General features: G+C 35.5%; 16 protein-coding genes. 7 read left to right on the forward strand and 9 right to left on the reverse strand.

Annotated features, from left to right (window positions below; all coding sequences use genetic code 11):
- Nucleotides 1-16: 16 nt before the first annotated feature.
- From ATN92_RS11950 to ATN92_RS11975, 6 genes are all read right to left on the reverse strand, one after another.
- Nucleotides 17-511, reverse strand: coding sequence for a PTS sugar transporter subunit IIB (locus ATN92_RS11950; protein ID WP_056953386.1), 495 nt, complete (start codon nucleotides 509-511; stop codon nucleotides 17-19).
- Nucleotides 512-526: 15 nt separating this feature from the next.
- Nucleotides 527-940 carry a PTS sugar transporter subunit IIA gene (locus tag ATN92_RS11955; RefSeq protein ID WP_056953384.1) on the reverse strand — a complete coding sequence of 138 codons (414 nt, stop codon included), beginning with the start codon at nucleotides 938-940 and terminating at the stop codon, nucleotides 527-529.
- A 132-nt stretch (nucleotides 941-1,072) separates the two neighbouring features.
- Nucleotides 1,073-3,646 carry a sigma 54-interacting transcriptional regulator gene (locus tag ATN92_RS11960; RefSeq protein WP_056953382.1) on the reverse strand — a complete coding sequence of 858 codons (2,574 nt, stop codon included), beginning with the start codon at nucleotides 3,644-3,646 and terminating at the stop codon, nucleotides 1,073-1,075.
- Nucleotides 3,647-3,784: 138 nt separating this feature from the next.
- Nucleotides 3,785-5,212 carry a hypothetical protein gene (locus ATN92_RS11965; protein WP_056953380.1) on the reverse strand — a complete coding sequence of 476 codons (1,428 nt, stop codon included), beginning with the start codon at nucleotides 5,210-5,212 and terminating at the stop codon, nucleotides 3,785-3,787.
- Nucleotides 5,213-5,569: 357 nt separating this feature from the next.
- Nucleotides 5,570-5,782, reverse strand: coding sequence for a DUF2922 domain-containing protein (locus ATN92_RS11970; protein WP_025085390.1), 213 nt, complete (start codon nucleotides 5,780-5,782; stop codon nucleotides 5,570-5,572).
- 11 nt (nucleotides 5,783-5,793) lie between these two features.
- The gene (locus tag ATN92_RS11975) at nucleotides 5,794-5,997 is read right to left on the reverse strand and encodes a hypothetical protein (RefSeq protein WP_056953378.1); all 204 of its coding nucleotides are present in this window, start codon (nucleotides 5,995-5,997) and stop codon (nucleotides 5,794-5,796) included.
- Nucleotides 5,998-6,157: 160 nt separating this feature from the next.
- On the opposite strand from ATN92_RS11975, the gene ATN92_RS11980 reads away from it, so the two are divergent.
- From ATN92_RS11980 to ATN92_RS11990, 3 genes are all read left to right on the forward strand, one after another.
- Complete coding sequence (locus ATN92_RS11980; protein WP_056953377.1) at nucleotides 6,158-7,060, forward strand: hypothetical protein; 903 nt, start codon at nucleotides 6,158-6,160, stop codon at nucleotides 7,058-7,060.
- A gap of 248 nt (nucleotides 7,061-7,308) precedes the next feature.
- A complete protein-coding gene (locus tag ATN92_RS11985) occupies nucleotides 7,309-8,184 on the forward strand; it encodes an SLAP domain-containing protein (RefSeq protein ID WP_025086344.1) in 876 nt (291 codons plus the stop codon).
- 477 nt (nucleotides 8,185-8,661) lie between these two features.
- Nucleotides 8,662-9,300: a hypothetical protein gene (locus tag ATN92_RS11990; RefSeq protein ID WP_056953375.1), complete on the forward strand. Its 639-nt coding sequence runs from the start codon at nucleotides 8,662-8,664 to the stop codon at nucleotides 9,298-9,300.
- 32 nt (nucleotides 9,301-9,332) lie between these two features.
- Here ATN92_RS11990 and ATN92_RS11995 read toward each other — a convergent pair whose 3' ends face one another.
- Entirely contained in the window at nucleotides 9,333-9,644 is a 312-nt protein-coding gene (locus tag ATN92_RS11995) for a helix-turn-helix domain-containing protein (protein ID WP_054643565.1), read from the reverse strand.
- A gap of 747 nt (nucleotides 9,645-10,391) precedes the next feature.
- On the opposite strand from ATN92_RS11995, the gene ATN92_RS12000 reads away from it, so the two are divergent.
- The 3 genes from ATN92_RS12000 to ATN92_RS12010 all read left to right on the forward strand — a co-directional run bounded on the left by ATN92_RS12000 (nucleotide 10,392) and on the right by ATN92_RS12010 (nucleotide 13,203).
- Nucleotides 10,392-11,174 carry a helix-turn-helix domain-containing protein gene (locus ATN92_RS12000; RefSeq protein WP_158106626.1) on the forward strand — a complete coding sequence of 261 codons (783 nt, stop codon included), beginning with the start codon at nucleotides 10,392-10,394 and terminating at the stop codon, nucleotides 11,172-11,174.
- A gap of 121 nt (nucleotides 11,175-11,295) precedes the next feature.
- Nucleotides 11,296-11,697 (forward strand): hypothetical protein, encoded by a 402-nt coding sequence (locus tag ATN92_RS12005; protein ID WP_056953371.1) that lies wholly within the window; start codon nucleotides 11,296-11,298, stop codon nucleotides 11,695-11,697.
- Nucleotides 11,698-11,886: 189 nt separating this feature from the next.
- Nucleotides 11,887-13,203: a hypothetical protein gene (locus tag ATN92_RS12010; protein WP_056953369.1), complete on the forward strand. Its 1,317-nt coding sequence runs from the start codon at nucleotides 11,887-11,889 to the stop codon at nucleotides 13,201-13,203.
- Nucleotides 13,204-13,344: 141 nt separating this feature from the next.
- Here ATN92_RS12010 and ATN92_RS12015 read toward each other — a convergent pair whose 3' ends face one another.
- A complete protein-coding gene (locus tag ATN92_RS12015) occupies nucleotides 13,345-13,593 on the reverse strand; it encodes a P8 family protein (RefSeq protein WP_025086369.1) in 249 nt (82 codons plus the stop codon).
- A 305-nt stretch (nucleotides 13,594-13,898) separates the two neighbouring features.
- The gene (locus tag ATN92_RS12020) at nucleotides 13,899-15,359 is read right to left on the reverse strand and encodes an APC family permease (protein ID WP_056953367.1); all 1,461 of its coding nucleotides are present in this window, start codon (nucleotides 15,357-15,359) and stop codon (nucleotides 13,899-13,901) included.
- Nucleotides 15,360-15,753: 394 nt separating this feature from the next.
- Between ATN92_RS12020 and ATN92_RS12025 the strand changes: the two genes are divergently transcribed.
- A complete protein-coding gene (locus tag ATN92_RS12025) occupies nucleotides 15,754-21,750 on the forward strand; it encodes a beta strand repeat-containing protein (RefSeq protein WP_087721289.1) in 5,997 nt (1,998 codons plus the stop codon).
- The last annotated feature ends 39 nt before the right edge of the window (nucleotides 21,751-21,789 follow it).

Consider the following 21,789-nt stretch of genomic DNA (forward strand, 5'->3'; position numbering starts at 1 on the left):
ATTTCCCCCTCAGGCCTTATTTATTTTTAAGCATTGAAGCAATTGAAGACTTAGGATTACTTGGAACAACTTGTTGAAAGACTGGAACATCTAATTTAGTTAATTCTTTCAAAGCTGCCAATTCCTTGTCACTTAACATCAACGTACTACCAACTTGATGAGTTTCACCTTCTGATTTATCAGCGAAACGACCAACGTTTGCTACATTAATACCATCAATATCAGAAACATTTTGAGCAATCTTCAAGGCATCGGCTACGTTGTTAGTTAAAGCAAACATACGCATTCCTTTACCCTTGGGATTGTTGAAAACTTTAATGGCATCATCAACTGATCTAATCAAAAGTTTTTTACCTGTTGGTGTAGCCATCTTCAAAGTCATTTGAACCATTTCGTTACTAGCTGCATTGTCGTTAGCAACGACGATTCCTGGTGTATCCAATTCTTTAGTCCAAACTAGGGCTACCTGTCCGTGAATTAAACGATCATCTACTCTTAATTGTGCAATCATAATTTCTTCCTCCAATTATTCTAAAAAACTGTCATCTGATAAATCTGTATCATCTTTTGGTTCTTCAACTAACTGTACTTGGCTAGCTGCAATCAATTCTTCCAGTTTTGTTTTGGTTATTGCCTCATTTTCCAAAACGACTGACAAAACAATTGGTAAATTTGTGCCAGTAATCACAAAAACATTTTCGTGGTCAGCAACTTCAAGCATGACCTTTTGATTTACACTTCCTCCAAATAAATCAGTGAAAATAATTCCCGTTTGACCATCTAGCCCGTCAATGAACTTTTTAATATCTGGTACATAGTCATGATCATCAACATAAGCATCGATTACTGTGACCTTATTTCCCATACCTGTTAATATTTCCAATGAACTCTGAACGCCACTGGCTAAATGACCATGACTCGCGATTAAAATTTTATTCATATCCCCTTACTCCTTGCATTGTCTTCACCTTTATATAAGCAAGTTTCATGCCAACTTTTAAAAAGCCTATTCTGACGACAAAAAGAGAGCTAGTGTTTAACGTTAAACACTAGCTCTCTTTTATTTTGAACACTAAAACAGTTGCTTGAACACTTCATACATCAGTGATAATTCATAGTCATTAACTTCCACATTGTACTTTAATTCCAAAGGTTGGAAGATACTCTTGGAAATCGAAATAAACTCTTGTTCATCTTCAGTTGGTTTAATCTCTGGCATTTTTTGTGATTTACGAATCATTAAACGTTCGATCATCAAAGCAATATGCATATAAAGATTAAGTTTAACTTTCCCATCCAATTTAAGATTGTAGTAACTCTCATACTTATAAATTACTGTTTCAACTTCTTTGATGATGATCTTAGGATTCAAGAAACTCAAACGCTCACTGACTCCTTCAATCGAGAAGAAACGTAATAACTCCTGATTCAAATCATCAATCGCATCGGCTTTTAAATAAGGCGTCAATAATTTAGTCAACTTCTGTTCACCTTTAGCATCCAACAAATCATAAATATTGATATTAGGAATAATGAAATCATCCGGCAAACTAGTCGTTGTCAAAACAAACAGAGTCGTATCAAAATAATGATTGTCATTTTGATGGATATTCTTCTTCAAATCGTAGTAATCAAGCGTATTGATTTGAATGTCCTTGGGAAAATAAGGCAACATTGTCTCTTTGATTTTCTCCGATATTCCCAAACCAGAGATACAAGAAATGATAATGTTCTTCTTATTCGAATAGCCAGAATAATACTGACTATGAATCTCGTATTCATTTTCAGCGGCGGCCGCGATTGCTTTAAATTTTTCCTTACTTTGAATTTTCAAAGCCACATCCAAAGCTGTTGCTGTGGTTAGATTATCAACCACCAATAAATCACCATTAAGATGATTCTTAATTTCCGAATAAAGCTGATTGAGTGAACCCATATCAACAATCATCACTGTACCGTTCGAAGTATCGTAAGAATCGAACAACGTCTTAGTTTTCTGAACAATATCAGCCAATCCCGTATCGATTGGCATATCGATTGCATCAAAAATATAATTGCCACAGAGCTGATTGACTACTGCTTGAATACTAGTAGCAGTATATTCCCCATGCGCCAATAACAAGCCTCTCAACTTTATCGATTCGTCAACGTGATCACTCAACAAAATTGACAATACAATACCTAATGAATGATACTTTGTCGTTAACCGATAATGAAGACTTCTAAAGAAACAATCAGCTACATGAACTGAACGTGGGCAAAGACTCTGTAATTTTTTATCAAGTTTATCCAAGTTTTCCACAGGCAAAGTAAAATTAGAACGATACAGCTTGAAAATAATTGAACTGATATCAGCAATCTCCTTAATACCAAAGCGACGTCCAATTACCTTCTCCATTTGTTTTTGAAATTTCAGAAAAGTTGGTTGATCCAATTCATTTATTTTCACCGACTGTTCCAGCTTTTCAATATCGTGAATGGCATTCTTACTTTGAAATTGGAATGAATTAACGTCTGAAGAACTCAAATCGTTGATAATCTTCTCTATTTTCTTCTGATACGAATCACCAATCGAAACTTCGGAAAAATTATATTGATGTGTTGGATCTATATCTACGAAATTACCTGTATCGGAGGATTTCTGTTTAAGAATAACCGAATCAGATTGAATCTTAATTTCATCGTTAAGCTTTTGATCTTTATAGGCATTGGCACAACTAACTCGGATAATATTCTTCAATCTTCCAATATTTCCATCTGACTTCAAATTGATCAGTGACTCAATTACCCCATCATCAATTCTTAATGGCTTTTGCATCTTTTGTGCTTCATGATAAAAAATAGAATAGATTAAACTTAAACGTTCATTTCTTGGTCGATTATGGTAATCCGGTAAATGAACCGCAATTGAAATTCGTCGACGGAAAGTTTCCAGTAAAACGTCGTCTGTTTTTTCCGTAGTGGCAAACAAGAAACGAACCTTTGAAGTCTTAGTCTGCTTATTTTCACCCATTCGCATGAAAGAACCACTATCGATAAAACTGAAAAGTTTCTCCTGGTTCTCACTTGATAAGCGATGGACTTCATCGAGGAAGAGATAACCACCATCAGCTTGTTCCAACAAACCACTTTTGTCATCATTAGCACCTGTGAAGGCTCCTCGGACATATCCAAATAGAATACTCGAAAGTAATTCCGGATTATTAGCATAATCAGCACAATTCAAAGTTAGAAATGGTGCATTGCTAGAGATTGATTTTGAAGTAACTGCATAATTATAGATTTGTTTGGCTAAGAAACTCTTTCCGACACCACTATTTCCCGTAATGATAATGCTCAATCCATTGGGCGGATAATTTACCGCTGCCTCACATTGAGAAACAACATTTTTCAAACTACCATTCGATCCGATAAAATCATTGAACGGTAAAATTTTTTTATTATTTTTCGATTCAGTTAAATTCCACAAAACCGGCCGACCTTCTAGTTTAACTACCAATCCATCTTCTAGTAATTGATTCAAGTAATGACTAGTAACCGAACGACTAAGATTAACCTGTTGAGATAGATCACTAGTATTAATTGGCAACGAGTGACTGTAATTCAAATCATTTAATTTCGTTAATACCTCATATTTCGATTCCACAATTATGCCCCCCATTGTCGATAAAATTGTTAATATATTAATTTTATAATACTGAGGAGTACATGCAACCGTTTTCTAAAAATGGCATAAAAAAAGAACTCGCATATGCGAGTTCTCTTAATATTCAATAATTAAAAATTATTTGAATGAAACGCCTTCACCGGCTTGTAGCCATTCGCTAGTAGCAACACGGTAGTAAGTATTACCATCGGCACCCTTAGCAGTTCTGTCTACTCTCCATGCTGAAGGTGAGCCAAGATATTTGTTATCATAAGCCTTTCCTTCATCGTTGAACAATGCCATGAAGTAACCCTTGGCTTTTGTCAAAGTAGCAACACCTGAAACAGTCTTGATATCTGTCAAGCCTGAACCATTGTTACTGTTGTTGTTGTCACCGTTTGAGTAAACAACATTGTCAGCATCGATCCATTCGCCAGTAGCAACACGGTATTGTTTTACACCGTCTTGGTTTGTACGAACTTTGTCAGTTCTCCAAGGTGTGTTTGCACCTAAAGCACGGTTAGCAATTGTAGCATTGTCATCGTTCTTTAGTGTGTAGTACTTGCTTGCAGATTTTGTTGTAACAACACCTGTAGTATCTGTTGTTGTCCAGTTATCAGTTGTGTTTGAAACGTTGATTGCACGAACAAATGTAAGTGTTGTGTTGTCAGTACTTGCCTTGAAGTCATAACCAGCTGATGCTTTAGCACCATTTACATATACAGTGTATGATGATGGGTCTTGTGTATAGTTACTAATAAATGTAGCTAATGATGAACCATTACCAGCAGTAAATGAAATTGCTTGGTAATATGTTCCAGCCTTAGTAAACTTGTTGTTTACAACAGTATTAGTAGCTGAAGTAGTGTTACCATTCATAGCATCTGCATATGTGTTGTAATAGTTAGTATCTGCCTTAACAGTACCTGCAACAACACCATCACCATTTTGGTCTGTCAAATGAATGTCAGTTGTAGCTGTCAATTGTGTACTTGTTGTTGTTGAGTCCAAAGCAACTGAAACAGGTGTTGTGAACTTAGCATTAACTGTCTTCAATTCGTTAGCATTGTTGTCAGTTGTTGTTCTAGTAGCTTTAACAGTATATGTCTTTGAAACAGCTTGATCATTCAAGTTGTTGTAGTTCAAAGTAATTGTAAATTCAACTGCTGGATATGTTTCATCAGCCAAGATCTTTGTAAGATCAGCTTGGTTAATTGATGTTGAACCATACTTAGCAGAAACAGTAACAGTAGCACCGCTACCAATTAGATCGTTCATATTTTCAAGAGTAGCAGCAGTCTTAATCAAATCAGCATTGTTAGTAGCAAAGTCTGATAACTTTTGTGAACCAAGAGTAATACTCTTGCCACCGTCAACGATACTCTTAGCAGTAACGTCAGCAAATTGGTTACCAAATGCTGTAACAGCATCATTTTGTTTTGATTGGTCTGTAGCAACTGATGTAACAGCAGCTTGTGCAGTAGTTGAAACAACAGGAGCAGCAACTGGTGCAACAGCTAGAAGTGTAGCAGCAGCGATTCCTGCATATTTAATAGATTTTTTCAATGTTAATCCTCCCCTGGACTACAAGAATTTATTATTTTTAATTGTCGTGGGCTATCCCACTGACAACCATTATATGAAACTCCGGCTTGTGAATCAACTGAAATTTAAAAAGTCACTGTTTTTGTAACATTTCTGTATTAAATATCACGATTTTGTAACATTCCATACACATTTACAGTCAAAATCAAATTTTTTCCAAGAAAAAAACTCTAATTGTCATGTAATTAACGTTTAAACAATGACTAGATTAATTTTGTTAACCCAAAAGAGCCTACTTTTATTCTATTCTAAATAAGACGTAGGCTCAAGGTTTATACCTTAAATATTTTAATAATTTTTACTAAAATCTGAAAAGGCTTAGAATACTTTGTTTTCAACACGTTCAACATATTTGGCACCAGTGATTTCTTGATAAAGTTGAATAGCACCTTTTTCAAATAGCTTACTGGCACTAATTTTGTCCATCGCTGTCTTGACTGTTTCTGGATCTAAATCAGCTTTAACATAACTCAAAACTAAATTCTTACTGTGGCCATCTGCTGTTTTAAATTTCAATTGTAATCTTTTCATAATTTACGCCCCTATTCTGCATCCATTGTATTGTGTTTAATTACTTCTGTTCCATAAAGTGCATCGCCATCTGATAGTAGAACTAGTCCTTGCGTGAGGAGATCAATTTGTTCTTGAGTTGGGTTTTCTACTATATTATTAAAGTTAATTGCTCTCTTACCTTTTGGATACTTTTCGTTTGCCATTGTTACGACGATTGCTGTTTTCTTCCACATTATTAATTACCTCTTTTTTATATTTTGTAAGAACTAATCGGCCGGTTTAAGTAACTTACACAGATAGTAACGGTTGAAAGTATCCAAAGCGGAAATTTTTTTTGAAATTTTTCTCAACATGTTATAATTCAACCAGCACTTATATGGAGGAATTTCAAAAATGAAAAAAGCTTTATTACTAGCAACAACAGGGGTAGCACTATTGCTAGCTGGCTGCAGTAACGGCAACTCTTCAGCATCTAAGTCTAATAATAGTAGTGATACTTACAAGACAGAAATGACTAAAGGTAACGATGCCGTAGACGATAAAGAATATTCAAAGGCCGCTGATCACTTTGATTCAGCAATTAAGGCGAAAAAAACTGACAAAGCACATGACTCAAAGATCCAAGCTCAAAACTTGGTCAAGGCGAAGAGATTTATGAACCAACGTAAGTTTGATTCTGCCAGATCAGCTTTGAATAAGGTTACGGATCAAGATAACGGAAACAAGAAGATGGTTTCCAGAGCTAAGAAATTGACTAAACAAGTAAAGAAGATTCAATTCAATCGTAGTAACTTCAAGGCTGATATCAAAAACGCTAAAGAATTAATCAAACAAGGTGCTAATGATCAAGCTAAAGCTTTACTAGAACAAATCACAACATTCAAGGGTATTAAGGGTAAGTATTATTCAGATCTTTACACACAAGCCAATACTCTGCTTAAGTCATTACCTACTGATACTAAAGATAGTACCGATACTGACAGTAATACTAATAATGATAGTTCTACAACAACTACAACTGACAACAACAATTCTACTGATAATAGTAGTGCTGACTCATCAAGCGACCAAAGCAATAATCCAGCTGCTAAAGGTGGCGACTTCGATGTTGAAAAGAAAGAAGTCGATGGTAAAACCATTACTGATTCCGACATCGCCAAAGCTAGACAACAATTAACTGACTCTGGTGTTAAGAACGTTGATGCCTGGAGTGACAATGATATTGTTCGTGCTATTAAGAACGCTGCTAAAGATGGACGTTCAACCGTTAAAGAATCTGATGGTAAGATTCAATAAAAAAGTTCTAGCACATTGATTTCCAAGAAATATGGTTATAAAAAAGGAGTGACACCGATATATCAAGTCGGCATCACTCTTTTTTTCTATATATAAATTCATTTATTTCAAATATATTACAAAAATATTGAGCTAATTCTAAAGAAAACGTAACGTTTCTCTTAACAGTTTTTTAAACGTATTGATTAAAATCTGATTGCATTATAGGTTTACTATGAACCGCAAAATAAGACGAGGAGGTTTAAAAGATGAAAAAGAATAAAGTTCTACTCGGCTCAGCACTGGCATTATTAATTGCCCCAACTGTTCTGTCTAATTTGTCGCCTCAAGACGTGAGTGCGGCAGAAACATCAACAGAAAGCGGATTGATTGGTACTGTTCGTCGTGGTAGCGGTATTCTGGTTAACAACCAGGGTCAAACTATTACAAGTACTTATCTTCCTAACTTCAGCTCTTGGAAACTTGGTCCTTCAACTCAAATCAATGGCATTACTTATTATCAAGTTGCTACTAACGAGTGGATTGCTGCTGATAGCATTGATATCAGTAATTCATCCCATCAAGTAACTAATCTTAGTTCAGACACTAGCAACCAAATTGATGTTAACGCCACTAAAGTTGGAACGACAAAGTGGGCTTCTGCTGTAGTTAACAGTCAAGGCCAAGCTATTACTGGGGTAACTTTACCAGCTGGAACTAATTGGAAACTTGGTGCATCCATAAATGTTAATGGAAATGTTTATTTGCAAGTTGCTACTAATGAATGGGTCGCTGCTAATGACTTGAACATTCAAGTGACTGAACCTAATCAAAGTTACACTACAAATAACGCTACAACCAATGCTGCTTCAACTACCACACAACAACAGCAACCAGTAGTTGGTACTGTTGTTAATGGTCCCGCTGATTTATATGATACTTCAATGGACTCTTTCTCAGACCGTCAATTACCTGAAGGATCTAACTGGAAAATTGGCCAAATGGTTCAAAATAAATACGGTCATACCTTCTATCAAGTATCAACTAATGAATGGGCACAAAGTTCAAATATGCATTTAAATCAAAATGACGCTGGAAATAATGTAAGTAGTGAGCCTGAATTTGCAACATCTGTTACACAATAATCGGAACAATTATATTAATATTTGTATATTTCACATTTTCTTCACATTTATAATCTAATATAGTACTTGGTAAACAAGAATATTGGATACTAACTTATAATATAAACTAAATATAATTACCTCCCTGATATAGTGGGCCTCCAAAAGAATGGAGGCCCTTTTTTTGCGTACAGAATTAATAATTTTTGATTTGATATTGCTAATTGTTACATAAATGCTACAATAATGTTACAGAATTATTACAAAGACGATATGAGTACTATTCATCTTTGCATATATCCAGACAGTCTCGTAGAGCTTCCAGCTAAGGGGCTTTTTATTAGATTTACATCGTGGCAATAAATCTATTAAAAATAGATTTTGTTGCTAATATTCTGTGTCGACTATAAAATAATGAATTGTACGGATTAAGGTGGTGATCAATGAAATCGGTATTAAGATTTATTTCAAAATTTGGATATAGGGAGAAATAACAACATGAAACATACTACCCTCAAAATATTGAGTAGTCTTTTATTGGTAGCATCCGTATTAGCACTTGGAGGTTGTTCTAACAATAGTCAAAATTCCGCTGGCTCAAAAGATTCAACTGTCAAAACAGAATCACATAAAAAAGCCAGGAAGAGTTCTTCTAAGAAAAAAGTTTCGAAAAAAAAGGCCTCATCAAAAAAGGAAGCATCTACTTCCAACAATGATGAGACACAACAAAATCAACAAACAAATTCTTCCACTAACAACCAAAATACAACATCAAATTCAAATAACCAGCAGAGTTCAAAACAAACTCAAAACACTAATCAGGGTCAAAGCCAAAGCACAGCTACTTCTAACAACAATCAACAAGCAACTACAAATCAGCAGGTAGCCGCAGTTATCACTACTGCAGATCAAGCTAGAAGTTTAGTTGCACATGCCAATGGTGGGGCTTCTCCCGCATCATTTAGTGTTGAGGCTAAGCCAGATGGTTATCACGTCTATTTGAACAATTTAAATAACCCAATTGTAACAGTGGTTAAACCCAATGGTGACTTTTACGATGTAAATGGAAATCTTACTGGTAAATATTCAAATATGGCTGCTCCTGATGGTGGCGATAATTCCCAATGGACTCCATAGCCAATAGATTAAAATATAAAAAAAGACTTGAATCAACTATTCAAGTCTATAATCTCCATAAAGACTTTTGCGTACTGCTTTTTCTTTTCACTATCCATTAAATAAAAAGCCTGTACAAATTGGTTACTCTGCTCATCTAGTTCAGTTTGATCAAAGACATCACCTAATTTTAGATTCAAAGCGTCTAAAATACTCTCTAAACGAGAAAGAGACACGTCATCTCTATTACCTCGTTCCAAACGTGATATCAAATCTGGAGATACATGAGCTCGATCAGCCAATTGTTCTATGGTTAACCCCATTTCATTACGTTTATCCCGAATAAACTTAAAGCGCTTAACCATAGGCATCACCTCTTAATTCAAATTATTCTAACTACTCACTGTTTATATGGCTATACGGCTAAAAATTGATACATATTATAAAAATATTGCGAATATTCTATACTAGTATTATCATAAAAAAGTACGTGATTATTATATTTCGAATTGAACGCACATAATAATCCTCATTTGCTAAAAATTACATCATTAATATATTTCTAGGGTGGAATCAGTCAAATATTAAAAAGTAATTTAAACAGCCTTCATGAATTCATGTATTTGTCACAGATGGACTCTTATACTCTTAATAAATGCGGTAGTTTATTAAGTAAGTTACTCCCTCAAATAACTAAACGTTGGTACATCTGACAAATCAATCCTATGATAATTGCGTACCGGGCTACGTTAACTCGTAGCCCTTTTATATAAAATCAAAGCTCAAAATTATTAGCATTAATCTACATCAAAGAATTGCTAACGCATGTGCCTGCGAGCCAAACTTTGCAACTAACATTTCTAATTAGTTATTACTAATAATAATGGAAGAAGCATTTCTTAGTCATGTGGGCTATGGAAATGCTTTTTTTTCCGCACTTTAATAAAATAATACTATTAATAATATTAGATATTAACTAATTGTACATTATATTATATACCACTTTATTATCCTTTTGTGCATTAGTTGTACTAATAATAGTACTAAATCAAAAATGATTGGTGATGTTAAATTATATGAATATTTCAAAATCCGATTTTGGTGTTCGCCTGATGAAATTACGAAAAAGTAAAAATCTAAGCATGCAAGGATTGGCCGACATTATCGGTGTCAGTGGTAAAAGTACTATTAATGAATGGGAAAAGGGTCGTGGACTCCCTAAGAAAACGACAATGGACCGTTTATCGACAGTACTTAATACCAGCAGTGACTACCTATACTATGGTGATCTTAAAGATGTCTTAGAAAGTAAAGTTTTAAAAATCATCAATAACTATGGTTACAAATCAAATGTCACCTTCAAAAAACTAATCGATGTAACCAATGGTGACTTTCATCCTGATGACGTCATTGTCAGACATATCACTAAATTGAAGGACCACGTTTTAAGAGACGATGAATCTAGCGTTGAGGATCGCATATTCAAAGAGATTTACCCAGGCTTATTTCAGATATTCACTTCTAAAGGTGTCAATTACGAAACCAATTTAGAAGAAATCGATCGCATCTCTAATCCATATTTTCAAAAAATCTATGTTGATCAAGTATTATCCTTTGAAGGACAGGCAATGGATGTGCTACATGAACTAGAAAAAAGGTCAACTCATACCAAAAATACTAAATGGACTCAAAAATCTTTTGATGAAGTTGCAAAAAAATTCGTAAAAGATGGTACATTAAATTGGGACGGTACTGACTACCAAATTGATTCTATGAAACAACTGGTACAACAATACTATCGCGATAAGTTAAATGATAAACTAGTTGAAACTCGACTTAGTATAAAAAGTTTATTATCCGAAGAAAATCAAATTGAGGAACGTTATTTAAAATAGATTTTTGATTTTGTACATTTAATGTACTAGGAATTCAGTATAGGGGGAAGATAACATAGTTAAAGCTAAAAAACATAATTTTCTGGATAAGGTCGTTCTATTCTTTTGTCTAATTTTACTTTTGGCAGCCTTTATTATTCCCCAGGTTCATCGCAGTTACTATTCAGCTCCCTACTTCTATTTCTCTGGCAAACAGATTGTTTTGGAAAATGACAAAACACATCATTTGAATGATTACCAAAAAAAACAGTTCACTAAGCTAGCGCGAAAGGCCATTGACCAAAAAGATGGCCCTTTTGATTGGGATAATTACCAAACGGTTTCCATCGATGTTTATAAAATGAAAAATCTACATGAATATGCTTTGATATATCGAATTAAACCCTATATTCGTACTGATAATCATATTATCAATAACACAATGGTTCTTACTTTAAAACATCGTAGTCTAGACAAGTATAAACAATTTACAATCAACAAATATTCATCCGATTTTTCTAATGTTTTTACATCTAGTAAATAAATTTTAAATAATTATAGATAGGATCTAATCAACCTCATGTCCAAAAAAATAAGTGGTAATAGTACACTCAAAAAAATCTTTACGATAATAATGTTTGGAGCATCATTTATATACTTTTGTGCCTTTCGATTCTTAGTGATCCCATCTGGCGATGATTACTTCTGGTTGGGTAAAATGGGGAAATACTTAATGAATCACATGTTCTATGGTCCCCAAGCCACGTATGGTGGTAGTAGTAATGGTCGCTACCTAGGAAATCTTTTGGAAATTGTCACCATGCACAAATTGCCAGTAGCCATTTTAGCTTACGGAATCTTTTGGACCCTGCTCTTGTGGTGTATCTGGTACTTATCTAAAAAGACCATCACATCACTTCTATTATCATTTCTCTTCATTTTCACCATGCAAGATGCTTTCATTAATAACATCTTAGGTTGGAATGCTGGGTTCGTAAATTATGTCCCACCTGTTGTTATGGGATTGATTTATATCATCGTCGTCGACAAAGGCGTTGCAAAGAAATTTGTTCCAATAGTTTCTGTTTTGTTGCTACTATTAGGTTTGGCAGGTGGTCTATTTAATGAAGTTTGGAACATCACCCAATTAGCCCTAGGATTATTAGTTTTGGGATATTTTTATTGGAAAAAAGGCCTCAAAAGTTACCATATCACCTATTTTTTAGGAACAATTGGTTCAGCAATTATCATGTTTACTCATAAGGGATATCACGAGGCCAGTACTTACCGTAAAACTTCATATACTCTAAGTACCATTTGGGATACTTATTCTAAAGTCACTCACTTTTGGTTGATTACTTTCAATCTTATTCTTTTGATAGCTATTCTCTTGGCCATCTTCGTCTTAGCAATCAAAACTAAGATTTCATCAGAAAATAAATTGGCCGTTTCTATCTTTTCAATTATCTTTTTGGTTTATTACATCGTTATCAACAATTTCTTCAGAAATAATTTTCATTTAAATCCGATGTATGGCTACAAAACAGTTCGTGCAAGCATTGCCGTACCGGAGAGTTTAGTCAGTATCGCACTAATGATTTTTATCGGTTATTGCATTTGGGTCTTCTTCAGAGATGATCCTAAAATGTGGCTCTATTACTTATTGACTGGTGTTATTGCTGGACAATTGTTATTCGTTTCTTCCCCCGTGAACAGCCGTGGCTATTTCTTATCTTATATTTTGATGTATTTAATCGGAATGAAATTCGTCCTATCCGCTTTAGATCAATTACCAATACAAAATTATTTGATCAATCTTGTATTGTTAGTGACACTAATTGTCTGTGGTTATACTTATCAGTCAATGATGTATGCTAATTATCACGCTAACCTAATACGTGTCAGTGACCCTGATTACTACAATGGTAAGAAAGAGTTAACAAAACATGTACCTTACGTAAAATTTGTTTGGTTCAACGATCTAATGAATCAACAAAATGCTCCTTACTGGAAGAATCACATTGATACCTACAAACACTTTTTGAAATAACACAAAACCCACTTCTGAAATCAGAGGCGGGCTTTTATATATCATGATAATTCTGTATTAATTTTTGCATAAAAAAATCCTTTAGAGAACGCTTCTCGTACTCTAAAGGAAGGTTGGTACTATTTAAATTTAAAGACTAGCTTATTTCTTGAGATTCTTCTCAATCCAGTCACGGACATCTGCATCTTTCATATCCAAGAATGGTTTTTCAGCTTCTTCGGCCTTAACTGTGTCGTGATCGTTGTTTTCCATGAAATAATCCCAAATAGCGTCACGAACGACTGTCTTATCGTCACTCCAGTCGAAAGCCTCACTCATCTTTAGGTTTAATACTTCTGGTTCTTTTGCAATGGCTGCATCAGCCATCTTTGATGGATCTACTTCTGCCATAATTCAACAACCTCCTTAGTTACGAGTTCATTATAGTTCTAATCTGAAAAAGTGACACACTAAATGTTTATTATTTTCGATAATTATTGCAATTGGCATAATTTTTTTAATTATAGATATTGATAACTATATGTTTCGAAAGATATATTTGAAATTATACATTTTGTATAACAAATTTGATTGAAATTTGACTTTATTTTTGCTTGGTCACTTGTTATACTGAGTATACAAAATTATTACTCGAACCCAGCGATGGATTGGATGATCGACAATCGTTCGGGCGAGAAACAAAAAGAAGTTGCCATTTACTTGGCAGCTTCTTTTTGTTTCTCTTGAGACTTTTTACCTAACGTTGAATGTCTCATTCCATAGGCAAAGTAAATAACTAAACCAATAGCAAACCAACCGCCAGCATAAAGTTTTGCTTGAATATCTAGTCCCCAAAAAACAATTAGTGAACCTAGAAAACCTAAAGCTGGCAAAATTGGATAGAACGGCATTTTAAAATCAGGATTCTGAATATCCTTACCTTCCCTTTTTCTCAATGGATAGATTCCCAAAGAAACGAACATGAAGGCTATCAAAGTACCAGCTGAAATCAATTGTGCTAAGAAAGCAAAGGGACAAACAGCACCTAAAACAATGGCAACAATTGATAAAACTAATAAGGCATTGTTAGGAAGTTTCTTCTGATTAAGTTTACCTAACCACTTAGGCAACATCCCATCACGACCAAAGGAATAAATTAGACGTGAACCTGCCAGCATCATACCAATCAACGCTGTAAACATACCGACAACCGCAATGGCTTGAATTACACTAGCTACCAACGGATGACCGGCTTGGCGTAATGCCCAACCAACTGGTTCCGCATTATTAATGTATGAAGAATATTTAAACATTCCTACTAAAACTAACGCTACAGCGATAAACAAAGTTACCGCAATCAACAATGAACCTAAAATACCACGTGGCATCGTCTTGCCTGGATCTTTGGCTTCAGCCGAATTGGCCGCAATCGAATCAAATCCAATATAGGATAAGAAAATCATTGAAACACCGGCATAGATTCCTTGCCAACCACCAAAAGCAGTTCCATCACTATTCAAATGGTACTTAGGAATAAATGGTACATAATTTTCAATATGAATTGCTGTTAGTCCAACAACAATAAAAGCTAAAATCGCTAAAACTTTTAAAACAACTAAAATATTTTCAACTCGAGCAGCACCACTAACTCCATGAGAAAGTAGCCATGCCACGGCCGCAATTACGATAACCGCGACTAAATCCAAAACTCCACCGTTACTACCTAAAGTATTAGCAATTGCATTGGGGAAGTGAATCCCAATCGGTTCCAGTAGTCCACGGAAATTAGCTGACAGCCCCGAACCAACAAATGCTAAAGCAATGAAATACTCCGCTAACAGTGCCCAACCAGCAATCCAGCCGAAGAATTCTCCGAACATAACATTAATCCATGAATAAGCTGAACCCGCAAATGGCATTGCTGCCGCCATTTCAGCATAGGCAAACGCTACTAATCCGGCTACAACAGCCGCAATTATAAATGAAAAAACAACTGATGGCCCTGTATGTTGAGCCGCAACAACCCCTGGCAAAGTAAAGATAGAAGTTGAAACAATCGTCCCCACTCCCAAAGCCAAGAAATCCTTAACAGTTAAAACTCTCACTAAATGTGAATCTTTATCTTCATAAATACTCGGATCTTCTTTTAGGGTCAAACGCCTAAAAAGGTTTCTCATATAAACATCCCTTCTTACAAGAAATCTTGTATTGAATAATTCAGATTACTATTTTATATAATTCGTCTTATTTTAATGTTTTTTTAATTTACTTGCAAGACTTTTATAAAGGCTGGAAGCACTATCAAGACTGGAAAGTTTGAATTTTCAATATATATCCTAGCCATATGTTTTTTCGATAAATTAGATCCGCATTAATCCTGTATATACCATTATATATAAATGATTTATTTTTATCACAAATATAATTTTTTCATTAATACTTTTGTTGACGATAAATGTTCCATTTTTGTTAAGAATTGTTTATCATTTCTGAAATATTATAAAAATAGTAGAGAACTATAATCAATACCGTGATGTTTTATATTCTTTATAGAATAAAGGGGTAATAATTATGAGATTTCAACAATTAAAGCACGATCCAAATACTATCGAGAAAAAGCGTCTCGTTAAATCAAAGAAGAACTGGGTTGTTCTTAGTAGCCTTTCAATCGCAGGGGGATTGTTTCTACTAAGCGCACCAAGTGTTTTGGTTAAAGCTGATACAACTAATGACCAAGTACAAACAACTTTGACTGCCAAAGCCCCTTCGACGGAAACTCAATCAGCCACAGATAAACTTGCTGCAGTTGCCAACACTACTACTGACAACACAGCCAAAAAAACAGCAACAGATCAAACCGCTGCTGTATCTAAGCCAACTGATACTCCGGTAAGTTCAACTACTGATACAAAAGAATCAGGAGCTGTTGAAACACAAACAGTTACTCCTGAAACAGGTACAACTTCAACTGATAGTACGCAGGCAGACACTTCAAATGCCGATACTACTAATGAAAATGTCAATTCTAAAACTAGTTCTGACACAACCACAACCGAATCCAAAGACACTCCTGTAGCTGAAAAAACTTTAGCTACTAATTTGGCGATTTCAAAAACCAAATTAGCCAATTTAGGTGTTAAGGCAGAACTTCTTTCAATTACACCAGAAGCTACCACCTTACCTGATGGAAATATCGCTGAAAGTACCCAAGGAACTACCCCTTGGTACATTTCTACTGATGGCGTTCTTCATCTTGGTACAGCATCATCCACAACTGCTTTAGCTGACAATACTGCAACTACAACTAACAAGACTAGTGAATCAACTGATAAAACATCTACCGGCAGTTCAACTACTGGTACTACAACTGAATCAACTACCCCAACTTCTCCATGGGCAACTAATGCTGACAGTATCAATACCATTATTTTTGATGGTAAAGTTACAGCCGCTACTGATATGAACCATATGTTTGCTAACCTTACTAATTTGAAGAGTATTAAAAACATCGATAATCTTGATGTTTCTGATACAGAAAATACTTCTGGTATGTTTGCTAATGATACTAATTTAGTTGATGCAACAAATGCAGGGGAAACACATACTGCCGACAATCAAAAACTGAATCTTTCATCTCTTAATTTGTTCTTTGTAAAAAATTCAAGCAAAATGTTTTTAAACGACAGCTCTGTCACTGAAATTGACCTACCTGCTGATCAATATTCAACTTTTGCTCAATCTACTGATGATTCCTATATGTTTAAAAATGATATTAATCTTAAAACTGTTAACCTTGCCAACTGGCAATTCCGTAACCACAAAGACTTAACTGGTATGTTTCAAAATGATGCTAATTTAACCAATCTTGATTTAAGTACATGGGATATGACCAGAAGCCCTGTTCCTAATGAAACTGGAGATTCTTCCATAGGTCAGGGAATGTTTGATGGTACTAACTTAAATAAAATCACATTATCCAAATACAATCGTTTTAAGAGTTATACTGATCTACCTTCTAAAGCTTCCAATCACTGGTACGACAGCAACAATAATATAAAATTTTCAACTTTAGCTGCCAATGATAACGGACAAACTCTTGGAACCCTATTTACTGATACAGTTCCCGCTGTTTCAAAAATCAATTTGGTTCCTAACCCAGATGAAACTGTCACAATTATTAACGCCACAATGTCAATTCCTTCTAACCTTGGTAATCAAAATGTTACTGTCCAGGGAACCCTTAACAGTGCAGTTACTGATGTCAAAGTTCCTCAATTACCCGGATACAAATCTGATATTTCTAAAGTTAATGGAACAATCATTAACGACACCACTGCCACAACTAACTATTACATTACTTATACAGGCAATCCTGTTAATACATGGACCGCTTCCGTAAAATTACCAGATGGTTCAACAAAGGAAATTACTGGTACTAAAAATGATGCTGGTGAAAATCCACGAGTCGGTGACAAAGTTACTTTTAATACTCCAACCGTTGCTGGATATGATGTCACTTCAAGCACTATAACTGGGACTATTAATTCCAAAGGTGATGTTGATGTTGATTTTGACAATCCAACTTATTCACGAAAACAATACACTAATACTGTAACCATAAAGTCTAATTTCCCTGATCAAACTGTCAGTGTCACTGGTCCTGTTGGGCCGGTTAAAATTGATGTTCCTAAGGCAGATGGTTACACAGCAAGTCCCTCTCAAATTACTGGTACTATTAATTCTGATGGAACTATTACCTTAGATCCAAATCAGGACATTACTTATACGGGTAACCCAGTAACTAGTGCTTCTGCAACAATCAAAGCAACTCAAAATGGCACTACGAAGCTACCAGATATTTCTGTTGCCGGAATTTCTGGTAATGTCGGCGACACTGTTGATGTCAAAGTTCCAACTAAAGAAGGTTATACTAGCCCCGAATCTGTTAAAGGTATTATCCAACCTGACGGTAAAACAGTTTTAGTTAAAGAACCAGTCAACTATGTTGGCGTTGCATATACAGACTCGCCAGCTACAATTAAATCTAATCTCGGTGATCAGCATGTTGATCATCTTAGCGGTAAAGTTGGTGAAACTGTGACTGTCAACGTTCCTAACGTTGAGGGATATACAGCAGACAAATCTACAGTTACTGGACTTATGAACCCAGGTGGTTCCATCACTTCTACGGATGTCGTAACTTACACCCCTAAAAAGATAGATACCGGTACTGCTACCATCAATACGTCTAAAGGTAATAAAGTTATTTCTGGTTTAACTGGTACCGTTGATGAAAAAGGCGGAGTAACTATCAAGGTCCCCGACGTTCAAGGATATACTCCTGATAAATCTACTATCACTGGTACTATGAATCCTAATGGAACCGTTACTCCTAACGAAACTGTTAATTACACTCCTAACAATATTAAAGATGTCACAACTACCATCAGTACATCAAAGGGTGATAAAACTGTTTCCGGCTTAACCGGTACCGTTGATGAAAAAGGTGGAGTAACTATCAAGGTCCCCGACGTTCAAGGATATACTCCTGATAAATCTACTATCACTGGTACTATGAATCCTAATGGAACCGTTACTCCTAATGAAACTGTTACCTACACTCCTAACGATATTAAGGATGTTTCAACTACCATCAGTACTTCCAAGGGTGATAAAACTGTTTCCGGCTTAACCGGTACTGTTGACAAAAAAGACGGGGTAACTATTACGGTGCCCGATGTTCAAGGTTATACTCCTGATAAGTCTACTATCACTGGTACTATGAACCCTGACGGAACTGTTACTACTAATGAAACCGTTAACTACACTCCTAACAATATTAAAGACGCTTCAACTACTATCAGCACATCCAAGGGTAATAAAACTGTTTCCGGCTTAACCGGTACCGTTGACAAAAAAGACGGAGTAACTATTAAAGTTCCTGATGTCCAAGGCTATACTCCTGATAAGTCTACTATCACTGGTACCATGAATCCTGATGGAACTGTTACTCCTAGCGAAACCGTCAACTACACTCCAAATACTGTTAATAATGGTAAAATCACTATCAGTACACCTAATGGGAATAAAACTATTTCTAACTTAACTGGTACTGTTGACGATAAGAATGGTGTAAATATCAAGGTTCCTGACGTTCAGGGCTATACTCCTGATAAATCTACTATCACTGGTACCATGAATCCTGATGGAACCGTTACTACTGATGAAAAAGTTAACTACACTCCAAAGGATATTAAAGGTGCCTCAACTACTATTAGCACACCTAAAGGTAGTCAAACAATTTCAGGTTTAACTGGTACTGTTGATGAAAAAGGTGGAGTAACTATCACGGTACCCGACGTTCAAGGTTATACCCCTGATAAATCTACTATCACTGGTACTATGAATCCTGATGGAACTGTCACACCTAACGAAACTGTTAATTACACACCAAACAATATTAAAGATGTCACAACTACCATCAGTACTTCCAAGGGTGATAAAACTGTTTCCGGCTTAACCGGTACCGTTGACAAAAAAGACGGGGTAACCATTAAAGTTCCCGATGTTCAAGGTTATACTCCTGATAAATCTACTATCACTGGTACTATGAATCCTGATGGAACCGTTACTACTAATGAAACTGTTAACTACACTCCTAACAATATTAAAGATGTCACAACCATCATCAGTACTTCCAAGGGTGATAAAACTGTTACAGGACTAAATGGAGTCGTTGATGCCAAAAACGGAGTAACTATTACGGTGCCCGACGTTCAAGGTTATACCCCTGATAAATCCACTATCACTGGTACTATGAATCCCGACGGAACTGTCACACCTAATGAAACTGTTAACTACATTCCTAATAATATTAAAGACGCCTCAACTACTATCAATACACCTAAAGGTAGTAAAACAATTTCAGGTTTAAACGGTACTGTTGATAAAAAAGGTGGCGTAAGTATTAAGGTACCTAACGTTCAAGGTTATACTCCTGATAAATCTACTATCACTGGCACCATGAATCCTGATGGAACTGTTACTCCTGATGAAAAAGTAAACTACACACCAAACGATATTAAAGATGTCACAGCTACTATTAGTACATCTAAAGGTAATAAAACTGTTTCTGGTTTAACTGGTATTGTCGATGATAAAAATGGAGTAACCATTAAAGTTCCCGACGTTCCAGGCTATACCCCTGACAAACCTACTATTACTGGTACTATGAATCCTGATGGAACTGTCACACCTAGCGAAACTGTCAATTACACTCCTAATGCTGTTAATAACGGTAAAATCACTATCAGTACACCCGATGGTGATAAAACTATCACTAATTTAACTGGTACAGTCGACAACAAGAATGGTGTAACTATCAAGGTTCCTGATGTTCAAGGCTATACTCCTGATAAATCTACTATCACTGGTACTATGAATCCTGATGGAACCGTCACTCCTAATGAAAAAGTTACTTACACTGGTAATCCAGTTAACAATCAATCCTTAAATATTCCTACAACCAAGGATTCTAAAGATGCTACCCAAACAATTACTGGCTTAAGCGGTAAGGTCGGAGATACCTTAGAAGTTGTCGTACCAAAAATTGATGGTTACAGCTCAAATGTCAGAACAGTTAAAGCCATTATCAATCCCGATGGCAGCATTACTACTGCTGATAAGGTCATTTACACAAAGATTCTTTCAAATAACAGTAATTCAAACGTTACTGGTAACGAAACCACTCTTGAAATGAAATATCAGACAATTTCTACCTACGCTGACAAACCAGATGTTCAAGTTTATGGACTTGATTCTGACAATACAATGACAGCAATCAAAGGTCGTATCCTCCCTCATCACACTAATTGGAAGAGCGATGCCGTTATCACAATCGACGGAACAACTTATTATCGCGTTGCTACTAACGAATTCGTCAAAACTATTCAAGCCTATCCATACGAAGCTTTGAATTTGTACATCAGAACTTACAATGACTCTGCTAAACCACTTTACAGAGCTGAAGAAGATTTGATTGCTAATAAGACATTAGCTCCAAGTTCAAGCTGGATCACTGATCGAAAGGCTTACTTCATTAATGGTGAAAAATATTATCGTGTTGCTACTAATGAATTTGTTAAGGCCACTGATGTTTATGTATATTCACCAGTTAAGATGACCGTGGCAGCTCATTCTGATTCAAGTAAGAAAGTTTATGATGCTAAAGGTCAATTAGTCGAAAACTACGTCCTCAATGCCAATTCTAATTGGAAAGCTGACAGTATTGCTTATATCAATGGTGATAAATACTATCGTGTCGCTACTAACAAGTTTGTCAAAGCCGATGACGTTTATGTTTACACACCAGCCAAGTTGGTTGTTACAACTCATGCCGATTCAGCTAAAAATGTTTATAACGACAAAGGTCAACTAGTTAAGGAACGCACTCTTGGTGCTAGTTCTAATTGGTTAGTCGATGCCACTACTTACATTAATGGTGTAAAGTACTATCGTGTCGCTACTGATGAATTTGTTAAAGCTGATGATGTTGATATCAGACGTTAATAACTAGATACACAAAAACCCGCGAATCTAAAAAAGATT

The organism is Companilactobacillus bobalius (genome assembly GCF_009764355.1).

Bases quoted from the DNA above. Each gene is read 5' to 3' on its own strand.
- ATN92_RS11985 (WP_025086344.1), top strand. From the start codon at position 7,309: ATGAAAAAGAATAAAGTTCTACTCGGCTCAGCACTGGCATTATTAATT.
- ATN92_RS11950 (WP_056953386.1), bottom strand. From the start codon at position 511: ATGATTGCACAATTAAGAGTAGATGATCGTTTAATTCACGGACAGGTA.
- ATN92_RS11990 (WP_056953375.1), top strand. From the start codon at position 8,662: ATGAAACATACTACCCTCAAAATATTGAGTAGTCTTTTATTGGTAGCA.
- ATN92_RS11955 (WP_056953384.1), bottom strand. From the start codon at position 940: ATGAATAAAATTTTAATCGCGAGTCATGGTCATTTAGCCAGTGGCGTT.
- ATN92_RS11975 (WP_056953378.1), bottom strand. From the start codon at position 5,997: ATGTGGAAGAAAACAGCAATCGTCGTAACAATGGCAAACGAAAAGTAT.
- ATN92_RS12000 (WP_158106626.1), top strand. From the start codon at position 10,392: ATGAAATTACGAAAAAGTAAAAATCTAAGCATGCAAGGATTGGCCGAC.
- ATN92_RS12020 (WP_056953367.1), bottom strand. From the start codon at position 15,359: ATGAGAAACCTTTTTAGGCGTTTGACCCTAAAAGAAGATCCGAGTATT.
- ATN92_RS12025 (WP_087721289.1), top strand. From the start codon at position 15,754: ATGAGATTTCAACAATTAAAGCACGATCCAAATACTATCGAGAAAAAG.
- ATN92_RS11980 (WP_056953377.1), top strand. From the start codon at position 6,158: ATGAAAAAAGCTTTATTACTAGCAACAACAGGGGTAGCACTATTGCTA.
- ATN92_RS11995 (WP_054643565.1), bottom strand. From the start codon at position 9,644: ATGGTTAAGCGCTTTAAGTTTATTCGGGATAAACGTAATGAAATGGGG.
- ATN92_RS12010 (WP_056953369.1), top strand. From the start codon at position 11,887: ATGAATCACATGTTCTATGGTCCCCAAGCCACGTATGGTGGTAGTAGT.
- ATN92_RS11970 (WP_025085390.1), bottom strand. From the start codon at position 5,782: ATGAAAAGATTACAATTGAAATTTAAAACAGCAGATGGCCACAGTAAG.
- ATN92_RS12015 (WP_025086369.1), bottom strand. From the start codon at position 13,593: ATGGCAGAAGTAGATCCATCAAAGATGGCTGATGCAGCCATTGCAAAA.